Below are 13815 nucleotides of genomic sequence, written 5' to 3' on the forward strand. Positions count from 1 at the left end.
CGGGCAGTACACAGGGCGATACTGCTATCGCCCTGTCGCCGCAGGCAAATTTACGGCGTCAGTCGTAGCTGCTGTAAATTGCCGTCGAGCTGCAGGTCGGTCTGCAGACGGGCGATCTCACGGCAGGTAAACGCCATCTCTTTATGCATTTCCAGCTTCTTGCGCCACTTCTCAGGTACGTCGGCCAGACGGGCGTAGATCCCCTCGAGGTCCTGAAAATCCGTCAACAGCTGTGCCGCGCTTTTAGGGCCGATCCCCGCCACACCCGGCACTTTTGAACTGCTGATCCCGGCAAGTCCCCAGTAATCGGGCAGCTGCTCGGGCGTGACGCCAAACTCATTAGCGATGAAAGGGGCATCCAGCCAGCGCTTTTGAAAGTAGTCGCGAATACGGATTGGGGGCGACAGCAGCTGGCAATAGCCTTTATCGGTGGAGACGATGGTCGCCTGATGCCCGGCGTGCGCGACTTTGATCGCCAGGGTGGCGGCGAGGTCGTCTGCTTCATTGCCTGCTAAGGTCCAGCAGCGGATCCCGCGTTGCTCAAAGGCCGCCCGCAGCGCGGGCATTTCAGCCTCCAGGGTTTCTGGCATCGGGGAACGCCCGGCTTTGTATTCCGGCAAACGCTGGTGGCGCCAGCCGTGAGCGCGGTCTTCATCATCAAACACCGCCACGGCATGCGTGGGCTGGCTATGAACGATGAGCTGTTCCAGCGCATGCAGGCAGGTATCCACGCAGGGAGAGCCCTGAACGGCATGGATGCGACGGATCAGATTGAGTGCGTCGACAATTAACAGATGAACGGCCACAGATGCCCCCTTAGCGCCCGGTGTTCTCTAAATCCTAAGGGTATCAAAGCCGTGCGAGGGTGGCTATCGGCATGCGGATATTCAGGAATGCGTCACGCAAAGACGTCATATTCGCGTCGGCGATATCTGCGGTGTTAAATAACAGAACGGTGGAATAGTAGAATAGAAATATGGGGAATAGTGGAATAGCTGAATATAAAAGGAGCCTTGCGGCTCCTTTGAATAAACGATCACCCGTTAATGATGTTGTACTACCTGGGCCAGATCTTTTTCTTTGACCTTACCACTGACTTTTCGTGAATAAATTGCGGTAATAATGGGCACCAGAATTGCGGTGACAATAACGCTGGCGGCAACCAGCGCGGTTGCTGATGCGGCCACCGGTTCAAAGGCCGGATTAATTTGGGCAATAATTACCGGGTTAGCCACTGCAGCACCGGCGGCGGAAGAGGCTGCAATACCGGCAGTACCGTTACCGCCGCCAATAAATTTATCAGCGAAAATCAGTGGAATACCGGTGATGACAATGACCGCGACGCCCAGAATAATACCCAGCAGGCCGGTTTCCATAATCACGTTGAGATTAATCGTATTCCCCAGCGCGAAGCCGAAGAAAGGAATCAGCGTCGGCGTTGCTTTACTGAAGAACGCGCGGAAGTCGTGGTCAAGGTTGCCAAGGGTAAAGCCAATCAGGAACGGCAGCACTGCGCCAATAAAGTGGTGTGGTTCAAAGGTGGCGAGGCCGGCGGAACCCAGAATCACCATCGTCATCAGCGGGCCGGACTCCAGAGACATTAAGACGAACGCGCCGGACTCTTCTTTGGTACCGTACTGATTCATCAGGCTGGCGTACAGGCCGCCGTTGGTCATATCCATGGCGGAAACGATCGCCAGCACCGACAGGCCGGCGAACATGCCGGTCTGAATACCACCATCAGGAATAAAGGAGGCGGCAATCATCGCCACAACCCAGGCCACCGCAATTTTGGTGATCACCAGGGTGCCGGATTTTCGCAGTACCGTGCCGGTGGCACGAAGGTCAATTGAGGCGCCGATGCAGAAGAACCACACCGCAAGAATGGGTACCGTGCCGCTGATCATCCCTTTGGTAAAGGAGCCAAAATAGGCACCGGTATCTGGAGCGAAGGTATTCAGCATCGCGCCAAGCAGCAGCGGAATCAGCATCATCCCACCTGGGATACGTTCAATAGTTGCTTTAATTTTCATCATCATTCCCTTTATTTTTTTATTGTCTACAGCGACTTACTGGTGACAGTCCCTCTGCTGAGGCAATAAATTTCATTTTATAATTGAATTAAAAATCTTCTTTTAGGAGTCATGGTGTTGACTCTTTCTTCTGGCTCTGGGCGGTGTTGTAAAGGCTTTAGCCTTAAATGTTATGCTCCGAAAATGACCTGTCGGGGTATACTATCCTTTTGAAGAAACCTTGATTCAATCAAATTGAAACAATATTTCAGTTTAGATCACATTATTTTTCTCACCACGCTGATAAGATATTTTCTAACAGGGTTAAATGTGAAAAATGTGTGATTAATTTAATTAAATGTCGTTTTTTTTATTAATGAGATGGAGGCGGTTACCGCGCCTGTATTGATTTGCCAGTGAGGAGTTATAAATGGATATTCGTCAAAGCATTCACAGCGATCACGCCAAAACGCTTGATACCGCAGGTTTACGCAAAGAGTTTCTGGTGGAGACCATCTTTGCCGCCGATCGCTATACCATGACCTACAGCCACATCGACCGCATCATCATCGGCGGGGTAATGCCGGTGACGCAAACCGTGAGCGTGGGCGGCGAAGTGGGCAAGCAGCTCGGCGTCAGCTACTTCCTTGAACGCCGTGAGCTGGGGGTTATCAATATCGGGGGAGCGGGCACCATTACCGTCGACGGCACCTGTTATGAAATCGGCCATCGCGATGCGCTGTATGTCGGGAAAGGGGCGAAAGAGGTGATCTTTGCCAGCGTCGATGCGGCGAAGCCTGCCCGTTTCTACTATAACTGCGCGCCAGCCCATACCACCTATCCGACAAAACGCGTGACCCCTGCGGATGTCGCGCCGGTTGTGCTGGGTGAGGATGTGACCAGCAACCGTCGCACGATTAACAAGTATTTTGTGCCGGATGTGCTGGAAACCTGCCAGCTGAGTATGGGGCTGACCGAGCTTGCGCCGGGCAACTTGTGGAATACGATGCCGTGCCATACGCATGAGCGCCGGATGGAGGTCTATTTCTACTTCGGTCTGGAAGAGAACAGCTGCGTGTTCCATATGATGGGGCAACCGCAGGAAACGCGGCATATTGTGGTGCAAAACGAACAAGCGGTGATTTCACCTAGCTGGTCGATTCACTCGGGTGTCGGTACGCGTGCGTATACTTTTATCTGGGGGATGGTAGGGGAGAACCAGGTGTTTGACGATATGGACCACGTCAAAGTGGGCGACCTGCGCTAACGTCTGAATGAGGCTGTCTGAGACAAGATAATATCGCCCTGGGCATTGCTGCTCAGGGCGTTTTTTTGTGCTGATTAATCGCAGGCGACGATTTTCATTGCCAGACCACCGCGCGAGGTTTCGCGGTATTTGGCGTTCATATCTTTGCCCGTTTCGTACATGGTTTCGATCACTTTATCGAGGCAGACGCGCGGCTCGCTGGTGCGGCGAAGCGCCATCCGCGCGGCGTTTACCGCTTTAACGGCGGCGATAGCATTACGCTCGATGCAGGGAACCTGCACCTGGCCGGCTACCGGATCGCAGGTCAGACCCAGATTGTGTTCCATGCCGATTTCAGCGGCGATACACACCTGGCCCGGACTTCCGCCCAACAGCTCCGCCAGACCGGCGGCGGCCATTGAACAAGCCACGCCGACTTCGCCCTGGCAGCCTACTTCGGCGCCGGAAATAGAGGCGTTCATCTTATACAGTGAGCCGATAGCGCTGGTGACCAGCAGGTAGCGGGCCAGCGAGTTGGCGTTCACCTTACGGATAAACTTGTCGTAATAGGCGAGTACCGCCGGGACGATCCCACAGGCGCCGTTGGTCGGTGCCGTGACCACGCGACCACCGGCCGCATTTTCTTCGTTAACCGCCAGAGCAAACATATTAATCCAGTCAACAACCGCCATCGGGTCGCTGTTGGTATTGTCCTGGCTGACCAGCATCCGGCGCAGGGCGGCGGCGCGGCGCGGTACCCGCAATCTGCCTGGCAGAACGCCTTCGGTGGTAATGCCGCGTTCAATACCGCCGCTCATCACTTCCCACACCGCTTCGAAGTGCTGTTCCAGTTGGGCTTTGCTGTGCAATGCCAGTTCGTTTTGCATCATCAGGCCGGATAGCGAAAGCCCACTTTCACGGCAGTGTCGTTGCAGGTCTGCGGCATTTTTGTATGGGTAAGGCACCACGGCCGGGGCTTCATTGGTCTGGCCGAAGTGTTGCTCATCGACGATAAAACCGCCGCCAATGGAGTAGTAGGTTTGCGTGTAGAGCACCTTGTCGCCGTTCAGGGCGGTGATGCGCATACCGTTTTCGTGCAGCGACAGGTTGTCGGCATGGAAATTCATGCACTGGTCAACCGGGAAGTCGACTTCATGCTGGCCGTTTGCCAGCATCAGACGCCCGTGGGTGTTGACGTCCTGAATAAACGCCGGGATGGCGTCGATATCGACGCTGTCTGGCAGGTTGCCCGCAAGGCCCATAATAATGGCGATGTCGGTGTGGTGGCCTTTACCGGTCAGGGAAAGCGAGCCGTAAACGTCGACAACAACTTTGCTGACGTCGGCAAGCAGCCCACGTGCGATGAGGTCGTCGGTGAATTGTTTGCCCGCTTTCATCGGTCCAACGGTATGGGAGCTGGACGGGCCAATGCCGATTTTAAAAATATCGAATACGCTGATCATGATGCATCCAGTACTGGGCGCGCCAGCTGGCGGCGCGAAGGGGGATTAGCTGAACAGAGAGTAGAAAATAGCGGAGATGGCAATCAGACCCATAATCACAACGAAGACGTTGCTGATGTGGCCGCTGTATTTGCGCATGGCCGGGACTTTCTGAATGGCGTACATCGGCATCAGGAACAGAATCATCGCGATAATCGGGCCGCCGAGGGTTTCGATCATGCCGAGAATGCTTGGGTTCAGGGTCGCCACAATCCAGGTGGTAACCAGCATGAACAGCGCTGTGATTTTGTTCAGTTTGTTGATTTCGATGCTTTTGCCTTTACCGCGCAGGGACTTAATCACCATGCCGTTAAAGCCTTCGCGTGCACCCAGATAGTGGCCGAGGAAGGATTTGGTGATGGCAATCATCGCAATGATCGGCGCCATCCAGGCAATCAGCGGTGCGTTAAAGTGGTTCGCCAGGTATGAGAGAATCGAGATGTTCTGATCTTTGGCCGCCGCCAGGTCTGCCGGAGACAGGCTCAGTACGCAGCTGAAGACGAAGAACATCACGGTGATCACCATCATGACGTGGGCGCGAGCCAGGATGCTGGAGCATTTCTTCTCTGCGCCGTCGCCGTACTCTTCACGCTTCGCCACGGCGAAGGAGGAGATGATCGGTGAGTGGTTAAAGGAGAACACCATCACCGGAATAGCCAGCCACAACGTCATCCACAGGCCGTTACCGGTGGCGGAGGCGCTGCTCAGGGAGAGGGTTTCCAGTGCTGCGCCGTTCCACTGCGGGATCAGGTACAGTGCCAGAATCATCAGGGCGACAACAAACGGGAAGACCAGAATACTCATCGCTTTAACAATCATCTGCTCGCCGAAACGCACGATGGTCATCATACCCACGATCAGAATCAGCGAGAGGATCGCACGCGGCGGTGCCGTCATCTGCAGCTGGTGCGTCATAAAGCTCTCGACGGTATTGGTGATCGCCACGCTATACACCAACAGAATCGGGTAGATGGCGAAGAAATAGAGCAGCGTAATCAGCTTACCTGCGCCAACGCCAAAGTGCTCTTCAACCACTTCAGTGATGTCTTCGCCCGGATTTTTACCGGAAAGCACAAAACGGGTCATTCCGCGGTGAGCGAAATAGGTCATCGGGAAGGCAAGGATTGCCATGATAATCAGGGGGATCATACCGCCGACACCGGCATTAATCGGCAGGAACAACACGCCCGCTCCGATTGCCGTGCCGTACAGGCCCAGCATCCACATGGTGTCTGTTTTGCGCCATCCGCTGCGGGTTTCACCCGTAACGATAGTGCTGGTTTGAGTGGTTTCCATCTGTTTCTCCTGGAGGAAGCGACCAAATATAATGATTAAAATCAATTAAGTAATACTAAATTCGTTTGTTTACGGTTTTTTAATGATTTTCTCCGTAACAAGTGGGGCGGGAAGATACATTTATCTGGTAAATGCATCAGTGATCGCGATCCCAATTGCAATAATCCACTTTCTATATGGGTGTTTTTAGTTCAACAGTCTGTTTCTGGTGATCAGCCAGATATTTGTGGCGCGAAGGCTATCATTTACAGGATATGAGATAAAAGGAGTGGGGCGTAATAACGAGGTTTTTGCTGTAAAAATGAGATGCAGACGATGTTTTCACGCTTAAATGCATTTTTATTAGTGATATTTATCGCTGTTTATGGAAACGCAAACGATTGGCTTTGTAAAAACAGAACAAACGATTCTTAAAATAATTGAATCATTCGGAAAGTTGCGCCGAGGAAAGGTAAGGGAACACGCAAGGGAAAGTGAAGGAGTGCAAAAGAGAGCACAGGGGAGAACAAGGGGAGAACCAGGGCAGGAAAAGCGGGTTACGGCATCGCGCGTCGTAACCCGGTATGGCAGAGTGACAGCTTATCTGTCAGGAGCCGATTTCATAGCAAGGAATATAGGCACTGCCGCCTGGCAGCTTCATACGATGCTGGGCGACGAAGCCCTGCAGCAGTTCGTCCATCCGACGCATGATCTCCGGATCGCCGTGCAGCTTGTAAGGACCGAACTTCTCAATCGCCTGAATACCCACCTCTTTGACGTTGCCGGCCACGATGCCGGAAAACGCACGACGGAGGTCCGCCGCCAGCACTTCTACCGGTTGGTCCGGGTAGAGCTTGAGGTTGGCCATGTTTTCATGCGTTGGATCGAACGGCATTTGCAGGTCAGGAGTAATACGGATCGACCAGTTGAAGCTGTAGGCATCCCCGGTCTCGCGGCGGTTCTCTTTCACCAGCGGCATCGCTTTCTTCATCTGCCGTGCCACCTCTGCGGCATCGTCAACGATAATGCGGTAGTGGCGACGGGCCGATTCACCCAACGTGTGCACGATGAATTCATCCAGCACGCGGAAATAGTCAGCGCTCTCTTTTGGTCCGGTCAGGATCAGCGGCAGCACCTGCGACTGGTTCGCCGGGTGCATTAAAATACCCAGCAGATAGAGCAGCTCTTCTGCCGTCCCCACGCCGCCCGGGAAGATGATAATGCCGTGGGCGATGCGCACGAACGCTTCCAGACGCTTTTCGATATCCGGCATGATGATCAGCTCGTTCACCAGCGGGTTTGGCGGCTCGGCGGCAATAATTGACGGCTCGGTCATCCCGATAAAGCGGCTGTCTTTATAACGCTGCTGAGCATGGCCGACCGCGGCGCCTTTCATCGGTGCTTCCATGGCGCCCGGGCCACAACCGGTGCAGATGTTCAGCTCACGCAGACCAAGCTGGGTGCCGACGCGACGGGCGTACAGATATTCGTTTTCGTTAATAGAGTGGCCGCCCCAGCAGACAATCATGTTCGGCGCTTCGCCGACGTGCAGGGCGCGGGCGTTACGTAGAATCGAAAACACCAGGTTGGTGATATGTACCGAGCTTTCGAGATCGAGATTCGGGAAGCGCACGGTGTTGTGGATTTGTCCGTAGACGAACAGGATATCGCGCAGCACGGCAAACAGGTTGGCCTGCAGGGAGCGAATAATCCGCCCGTCAACGAAGGCCTCTTCCGGCGGGTTGATCAATTCCAGCTTCACACCGCGTTCGCGGCGCAGGACGTTAATATCGAAGTTTTCAAAACGAGACAGTAGCTCCTTGCTGTTATCGGTCAGGCTCCCCGAATTGAGTACAGCAAGCGAGCAGTTACGAAAGAGTTGATAGAGGTCACTGCTGGCGGTGCGTTTAAGCATATCCACTTCCAGCTGTGACAGCATATCCATTGAACCAAGCGGGCTAACATGTGTAATCAAGTGAACTCCTTACAGGACGATTATCGTCTTCCTGAGATTACAATAGCCTTGCCGGTGACGTTTCCACAACCTTGCGCACGCGTTAACGCACGCAAATTGTGAAAATGTTTACTACTGACGGGCGAGGCGGCCGATGGCCGGCACAAATTCGCCGTTGCTGCGCCACGGGTTAATATCCAGCCCCCCGCGGCGGGTATAGCGGGCATAGACGGAAAGGGATTCCGGCTGGCAGAAACGCAGGAGGTCGTTAAAAATTCGCTCGACGCACTGCTCGTGGAATTCATTGTGGTGGCGGAACGACACCAGATAGCGCAGCAGCTTTTCGCGGTCGATTTTAGGCCCACGATACTGAATCTGTACCGACCCCCAGTCTGGCTGGTGGGTGATCAGACAGTTGGATTTGAGCAGATGGCTGACCAGCGTCTCCTCGACGACCTTGCCGCCCGCAGCATCCTGCAGATAGTCGGTGCTGAACTCATAGTTATCAATCTCGATATCCTGCTCATCGATGCAGGTACCGTGCAGATGCGCCACCGGCTGGCCTTCGAGTTCGTCGAGGCGATACAGCGACACCGTGACCTCGCCCTGGGCGCAGGCGCTGAGATCGCGCGTCAGCGTTGCCTGAACATCCTGCCAGCTGGCAAAACGGGTCTGGTTAAAGCTGTTGAGATAGAGCTTAAAGCTCTTCGATTCCACCAGGTTAACGGTTGTGTCATTCAGCTCAACGTGACCGACGGCGACCTGCGGCAGCCCTTTGGCGTTCAGCCAGGAGAGCTCGTACAGGGTCCAGATATCACCGCCGTGAAACGGCAGATTATCCGCATGCAGCCCCAGCGGGTCGCGGTTCAGGCTGCGCGGCACGCCCTGAAGCAGGGAGGCATCATAAGTATCGCGGTAATCCGTTGATTTACCGAGCGTCAGGCCGGCCAGCGCCTGATGATTATCGTAAGAAGACATGTTTCACCATAGGAAAGCGGGTACACTAGCAACCAAGTGTATCCTGGCTAACGTGAAGAGAGAAACCGGTGGACCATCAAACTGCAGAAGCGCTGCAAGCCTTTACTCAACGCTATTGCGCTGCCTGGCAGCAGCAGTACGCCAGCCTGCCGCGAAGCGAAGAGCTTTATGGTGTCCCGTCTCCCTGTATCAGCGCGACGGACGATGATGCGGTGTTCTGGCAGCCGCAGCGCTTTTCCTTAGAGCCCGATATCAGCGCAGTTGAACGGGCGCTTGATATTGTGATACAACAGCCGATTCATCGTTATTATACCACCCAGTTTGCCGGTGATATGACGGCCCGTCTGGCGGGCGAGACGATGACGCTGTTGCAAACCTGGAGTCCGGATGACTTCCAGCGCGTGCAGGAGAATTTAATCGGTCATCTGCTGGTGCAAAAACGGCTTAAGCTGTCGCCGACGCTGTTTATTGCGACGCTGGACAGCGAGCTGGATGTCATTTCGGTCTGTAACGTGAGCGGCGAAGTGCTTAAAGAGACGCTCGGCACCCGCAAACGGACAACCCTTTCTCCTTCTCTTGCGAGTTTCCTTAATCAGCTTGAGCCAGTTCTGTAATCCATTTTACCAACCCGTTTGTGAGAGATCTCTTACAAGACCTGTAAGAGATCGTCATCATTTACGCAATTTTTTAATCAATTGATTTGTAATAAATTCATAAAATTCAAATCGTTGTTCTTTTTTGTTGCTCCGCAGGGTGGGGTTAATCTTAAGAGATTCTCTCAAGAAGGCTTGTAAGACGAAGCGGAATCAGTGATCCTATGTACGTCGACAGGAAGTCGCGAGAAGAAGTGAACATCAGGATGATGACACTTCTTGCAGGACCCGCCGGGAAGGCGTTGCAAGGACAGGCTTCAGGATGAAGCACAGGATCACGCAGGAACGCGTAAAGGACACCTCCAGGATGGAGAACGTGAGCCGCTCATGATGAACGGTGGATCAGGAAGATCGGGACAAACTTAGGGATAAGTGATTTCACATCGGGGTGGTGTGAGAGCAGGATGCGCTAGTTTATGGATGAACATGGTCAGGAGACCACAGGAAAAGTTTTCATGGACGAGCAGGGAGCACCAATGTAGCTGGATTGCTGCGAAACGAACCGGGAGCACTGTTAACACAGTGCTCCCTTTTTTTATGCCTCTATACCCTTCATCCTTCACGTTGCCTGGGTGTTGGCTGCTCCCGTTATTCGGCTCATCCATGAGCCTCACCCTTATCAGGGCCGCTGCTCGCAGCGTTTAAATCTGTTCCAGACAGATTTGTCACCCCAGTCACTTACCTGAGTAAGCTCCTGGGGATTTACGGCCTTGCCGCCTACGAGCAACTCGAATTATTTTGGGTATAATGCAGTCGTTTTCGCTGCGGTATTTGCTATCCTGCGTCCGGTTTACAACTCATCGAGGTTTTCCATGATTCTTCACCTTAGCGTGCGCGAGCGTTTGCACGCCCTTGAAGCGCTGCTGCGCGAAACAGAACACTGGCAAGAAAATGCGCCGGAAAGCCGGGCTTTTGCCAGCGATCAGCCGTTCTGTATGGACACCCTGGAACCGCTGGAGTGGCTTCAGTGGGTTCTGATCCCGCGGATGCACAACTTACTCGATAGCGAACAGCCGCTGCCGCAGAATTTCGCCGTGGCCCCTTATTATGAGATGGCCCTCGATGCCACTCATCCGCTGCGTGAACGCGTCCTGGCGGAACTGCTGCTGCTCGATACGCTGTTTACGAGCGACGACGCCTGATGCTGGAAATTATCTATCAGGACGAATGGCTGGTGGCGGTGAATAAACCTTCCGGCTGGCTGGTCCATCGCAGCTGGCTGGATCGCGATGAAAAAGTGGTGGTGATGCAGACCGTCCGCGACCAGATTGGTCAGCACGTGTTTACCGCTCATCGTCTCGACCGCCCGACCTCCGGGGTCCTGCTGATGGGGCTGTCCAGCGAAGCGGGACGGCGGCTGTCGCAACAGTTTGAACTGCACCAGATGCAAAAGCGCTACCACGCGGTAGTTCGCGGCTGGCTGACCGACGATGCGGTCCTGGATTACCCGCTGGTGGAAGAGCTGGATAAAATCGCCGATAAATTCGCCCGCGATGACAAAGAGCCCCAGCCGGCCGTCACCCATTATCGCGGGATGGCGACGGTCGAAATGCCGGTTGCGACCGGGCGTTATCCGACGACGCGCTATAGCCTGGTGGAGCTGGAACCAAAAACCGGGCGAAAACATCAGCTGCGCCGCCATCTCTCCCATTTGCGCCATCCGATTATTGGCGACAGCAAACATGGTGACCTCCGGCAGAATCGTAGCGCCGCCGAACATTTTGCCGTAGACCGCCTGATGCTTCACGCCAGCCAGCTATCACTAACCCACCCCTTTACCGGCGAACCGTTGGTGATCCGCGCGGGCCTGGATGAGGTCTGGATGCGTGCGCTGTCGCAGTTTGGCTGGCGCGGCCTTCTGCCGTTAAATGAAAGGGTTGAGTTTGCTGACGACAGCGGTCAGGATGAAGAGATTGAGGTCAATCCAGGGAGATAATCATGGCAGAAGTCGGGATTTTTGTAGGCACGATGTATGGCAACGCGCTGCTGGTCGCCGAAGAGGCAGAAGCCATTCTGAGCGGACTGGGCCACAAAGCGAAGGTGTTCGAAGATCCTGAGATCCAGGACTGGGAACCCTACAGCGGCAAATATGTGCTGGTAGTGACATCCACCACCGGGCAGGGCGATCTGCCGGACAGCATCGTCCCGCTGTACGAAGGGATGAAAGACATGTACCAGCCGCATCTGCGCTACGGGATCATCGCGCTGGGCGATAGCACCTACGCCAACTTTTGCGGCGGCGGCAAGACCTTTGACGCGCTGCTGCAGGAGCAGGGCGCAAAACGGATCGGCGATATGCTGATGATCGATGCCAGCGAAGATCCGGAACCCGAGGGTGTCTCCAACCCGTGGGTGCAACAGTGGGCGAGCCTGCTGGAGTAACGCAATAACAGATTGCGCCCTCTGCGTCGCAGAGGGCTTTTTCGCCGCGGCCGGCGCTGGTTCACACCGTTTGGCCCGTGGTTCTGGCATTTGCACGATAGCCTTGCGGTTTATCTGGTTTTTTCCCCGACATTTCCACCGGGTCAAGAGAGACAATTCACACTCCTGCCGATTGTTTCACCGTTAGCGTGGCTGGCGGCCGTTGCTTTTCATTTCCGTGAACTACCCCCCATCTTCTCAGACAAAAGCCACAAATCTATTTCTAAATGCCCGCGAAAGCTGTGTATATGCACGGTGAGCCAGCCAGGGCCTCTTTCTATACTCTCCGAGCCAGTTAAAAAAACAGTACGTCAGACATAACAAAAATGAACAGAAACACGAACACGTCATTCTGATTACCCTACAGGTTGTGCCGTTCAGAATGAACGTAGCTATCGGCTATGATTCAGGAGTGCAACAATGAGTACATTAAGTCAGGCTGCGAGCGGCGCGGAAAAACGCACCAATGCTCGCTACTGGATAGTGGTGATGCTGTTTATCGTCACGTCCTTTAACTATGGCGATCGCGCTACGCTGTCGATCGCCGGTTCAGAAATGGCCAAAGATATTGGCCTCGATGCCGTCGGCATGGGATACGTTTTTTCCGCCTTCTCATGGGCTTACGTTATTGGTCAGATCCCCGGCGGCTGGTTGCTCGACCGCTTCGGCTCCAAACGCGTCTACTTTTGGTCCATTTTCATCTGGTCGATGTTTACCCTGCTGCAGGGTTTCGTCGATATCTTCAGCGGCTTCGGCATAATTATCGCGCTGTTTACCCTACGTTTTCTGGTCGGCCTGGCGGAAGCCCCGTCATTCCCCGGCAACAGTCGAATCGTCGCGGCCTGGTTCCCTGCACAGGAAAGGGGCACGGCGGTAGCGATTTTCAACTCGGCACAATACTTCGCCACCGTGATCTTCGCGCCAATCATGGGCTGGTTAACCCATGAAGTGGGCTGGTCACATGTGTTCTTCTTTATGGGCGGACTGGGGATTGTTATCAGCTTTGTGTGGCTGAAAGTCATCCATGAGCCGAATCAGCACCCCGGCGTGAACAAGAAAGAGCTGGAATATATTGCTGAAGGCGGCGCGCTGATCAACATGGATCAGAAGAAAGGCACCCATAAAGTCCCGATGAGCGAAAAATGGGGGCAAATCAAACAGCTGATCGGTTCCCGCATGATGGTTGGTATCTACATCGGCCAGTACTGCATCAACGCGTTGACCTACTTCTTTATCACCTGGTTCCCGGTGTATCTGGTTCAGGCTCGCGGCATGTCGATCCTGAAGGCCGGGTTTGTCGCCTCGATCCCGGCGATCTGCGGCTTTGCCGGGGGCGTGCTGGGCGGGATCATCTCCGACTGGTTAATGCGGCGCACCGGTTCACTCAATATTGCCCGTAAAACGCCGATTGTCTTAGGCATGCTGTTGTCGATGGTCATGGTGTTCTGTAACTACGTGAGCGCAGAATGGATGATTATCGGCTTCATGGCGATGGCCTTCTTCGGCAAAGGGATTGGCGCATTGGGTTGGGCCGTGATGGCGGACACCGCGCCGAAAGAGATCAGCGGCCTGTCTGGCGGTCTGTTCAACATGTTCGGCAATATCTCCGGCATCGTGACGCCGATTGCGATTGGCTACATCGTCGGGACAACGGGCTCATTTAACGGCGCGCTGATTTACGTCGGGGTGCATGCGCTGGTGGCCGTACTGAGCTATCTGGTGCTGGTAGGCGATATCAAACGTATTGAACTCAAACCGGTTACGGAGCGCTGAT

12 protein-coding genes are annotated in these 13815 nt (G+C 54.3%); 6 read left to right on the forward strand and 6 right to left on the reverse strand.

The window, feature by feature from the left end; all coding sequences use genetic code 11:
- Positions 1–50 precede the first annotated feature (50 nt).
- A complete protein-coding gene (xni, locus tag HF679_RS23545; RefSeq protein WP_123756700.1) occupies positions 51–806 on the reverse strand; it encodes a flap endonuclease Xni in 756 nt (251 codons plus the stop codon).
- Positions 807–1043: 237 nt separating this feature from the next.
- Positions 1044–2033, reverse strand: coding sequence for a 2-keto-3-deoxygluconate transporter (gene kdgT, locus HF679_RS23550; protein ID WP_123756701.1), 990 nt, complete (start codon positions 2031–2033; stop codon positions 1044–1046).
- A gap of 409 nt (positions 2034–2442) precedes the next feature.
- Between kdgT and kduI the strand changes: the two genes are divergently transcribed.
- Positions 2443–3279 carry a 5-dehydro-4-deoxy-D-glucuronate isomerase gene (gene kduI, locus HF679_RS23555; protein ID WP_123756702.1) on the forward strand — a complete coding sequence of 279 codons (837 nt, stop codon included), beginning with the start codon at positions 2443–2445 and terminating at the stop codon, positions 3277–3279.
- Positions 3280–3353: 74 nt separating this feature from the next.
- Here kduI and HF679_RS23560 read toward each other — a convergent pair whose 3' ends face one another.
- The 4 genes from HF679_RS23560 to queF all read right to left on the reverse strand — a co-directional run bounded on the left by HF679_RS23560 (position 3354) and on the right by queF (position 8967).
- Positions 3354–4721, reverse strand: coding sequence for an L-serine ammonia-lyase (locus HF679_RS23560; RefSeq protein ID WP_154143984.1), 1368 nt, complete (start codon positions 4719–4721; stop codon positions 3354–3356).
- A gap of 45 nt (positions 4722–4766) precedes the next feature.
- Entirely contained in the window at positions 4767–6056 is a 1290-nt protein-coding gene (locus tag HF679_RS23565) for an HAAAP family serine/threonine permease (RefSeq protein ID WP_123756704.1), read from the reverse strand.
- 586 nt (positions 6057–6642) lie between these two features.
- On the reverse strand, positions 6643–8010 hold the full coding sequence (gene ppnN, locus HF679_RS23570; RefSeq protein ID WP_123756705.1) for a nucleotide 5'-monophosphate nucleosidase PpnN: 1368 nt from the start codon (positions 8008–8010) through the stop codon (positions 6643–6645).
- A 111-nt stretch (positions 8011–8121) separates the two neighbouring features.
- Entirely contained in the window at positions 8122–8967 is an 846-nt protein-coding gene (gene queF / locus HF679_RS23575) for an NADPH-dependent 7-cyano-7-deazaguanine reductase QueF (RefSeq protein ID WP_123756706.1), read from the reverse strand.
- A gap of 68 nt (positions 8968–9035) precedes the next feature.
- Here queF and syd point away from each other — a divergent pair, with 68 nt between their 5' ends.
- The 5 genes from syd to gudP all read left to right on the forward strand — a co-directional run bounded on the left by syd (position 9036) and on the right by gudP (position 13814).
- Positions 9036–9581 carry a SecY-interacting protein gene (syd, locus tag HF679_RS23580; RefSeq protein ID WP_123756707.1) on the forward strand — a complete coding sequence of 182 codons (546 nt, stop codon included), beginning with the start codon at positions 9036–9038 and terminating at the stop codon, positions 9579–9581.
- An 851-nt stretch (positions 9582–10432) separates the two neighbouring features.
- Positions 10433–10762 carry a YqcC family protein gene (locus HF679_RS23585; protein WP_187042428.1) on the forward strand — a complete coding sequence of 110 codons (330 nt, stop codon included), beginning with the start codon at positions 10433–10435 and terminating at the stop codon, positions 10760–10762.
- Complete coding sequence (truC, locus tag HF679_RS23590; RefSeq protein ID WP_123756709.1) at positions 10762–11556, forward strand: tRNA pseudouridine(65) synthase TruC; 795 nt, start codon at positions 10762–10764, stop codon at positions 11554–11556. Before HF679_RS23585 ends, truC begins: the two co-directional genes overlap by 1 nt.
- A 2-nt stretch (positions 11557–11558) precedes the next feature.
- Positions 11559–12002, forward strand: coding sequence for a flavodoxin (locus HF679_RS23595; protein ID WP_123756710.1), 444 nt, complete (start codon positions 11559–11561; stop codon positions 12000–12002).
- A 459-nt stretch (positions 12003–12461) separates the two neighbouring features.
- Positions 12462–13814 carry a galactarate/glucarate/glycerate transporter GudP gene (gudP, locus tag HF679_RS23600; protein ID WP_123756711.1) on the forward strand — a complete coding sequence of 451 codons (1353 nt, stop codon included), beginning with the start codon at positions 12462–12464 and terminating at the stop codon, positions 13812–13814.
- The last annotated feature ends 1 nt before the right edge of the window (position 13815 follow it).

Origin of the sequence: Enterobacter sp. JUb54 (assembly GCF_014298075.1) — a bacterium.
In the GTDB taxonomy this organism is placed as follows: Bacteria; Pseudomonadota; Gammaproteobacteria; order Enterobacterales; family Enterobacteriaceae; genus Klebsiella; species Klebsiella lignicola.

Bases quoted from the DNA above. Each gene is read 5' to 3' on its own strand.
- HF679_RS23560 (WP_154143984.1), bottom strand. From the start codon at position 4,721: ATGATCAGCGTATTCGATATTTTTAAAATCGGCATTGGCCCGTCCAGC.
- gudP (WP_123756711.1), top strand. From the start codon at position 12,462: ATGAGTACATTAAGTCAGGCTGCGAGCGGCGCGGAAAAACGCACCAAT.
- truC (WP_123756709.1), top strand. From the start codon at position 10,762: ATGCTGGAAATTATCTATCAGGACGAATGGCTGGTGGCGGTGAATAAA.
- kduI (WP_123756702.1), top strand. From the start codon at position 2,443: ATGGATATTCGTCAAAGCATTCACAGCGATCACGCCAAAACGCTTGAT.
- kdgT (WP_123756701.1), bottom strand. From the start codon at position 2,033: ATGAAAATTAAAGCAACTATTGAACGTATCCCAGGTGGGATGATGCTG.
- queF (WP_123756706.1), bottom strand. From the start codon at position 8,967: ATGTCTTCTTACGATAATCATCAGGCGCTGGCCGGCCTGACGCTCGGT.
- HF679_RS23595 (WP_123756710.1), top strand. From the start codon at position 11,559: ATGGCAGAAGTCGGGATTTTTGTAGGCACGATGTATGGCAACGCGCTG.
- HF679_RS23565 (WP_123756704.1), bottom strand. From the start codon at position 6,056: ATGGAAACCACTCAAACCAGCACTATCGTTACGGGTGAAACCCGCAGC.
- HF679_RS23585 (WP_187042428.1), top strand. From the start codon at position 10,433: ATGATTCTTCACCTTAGCGTGCGCGAGCGTTTGCACGCCCTTGAAGCG.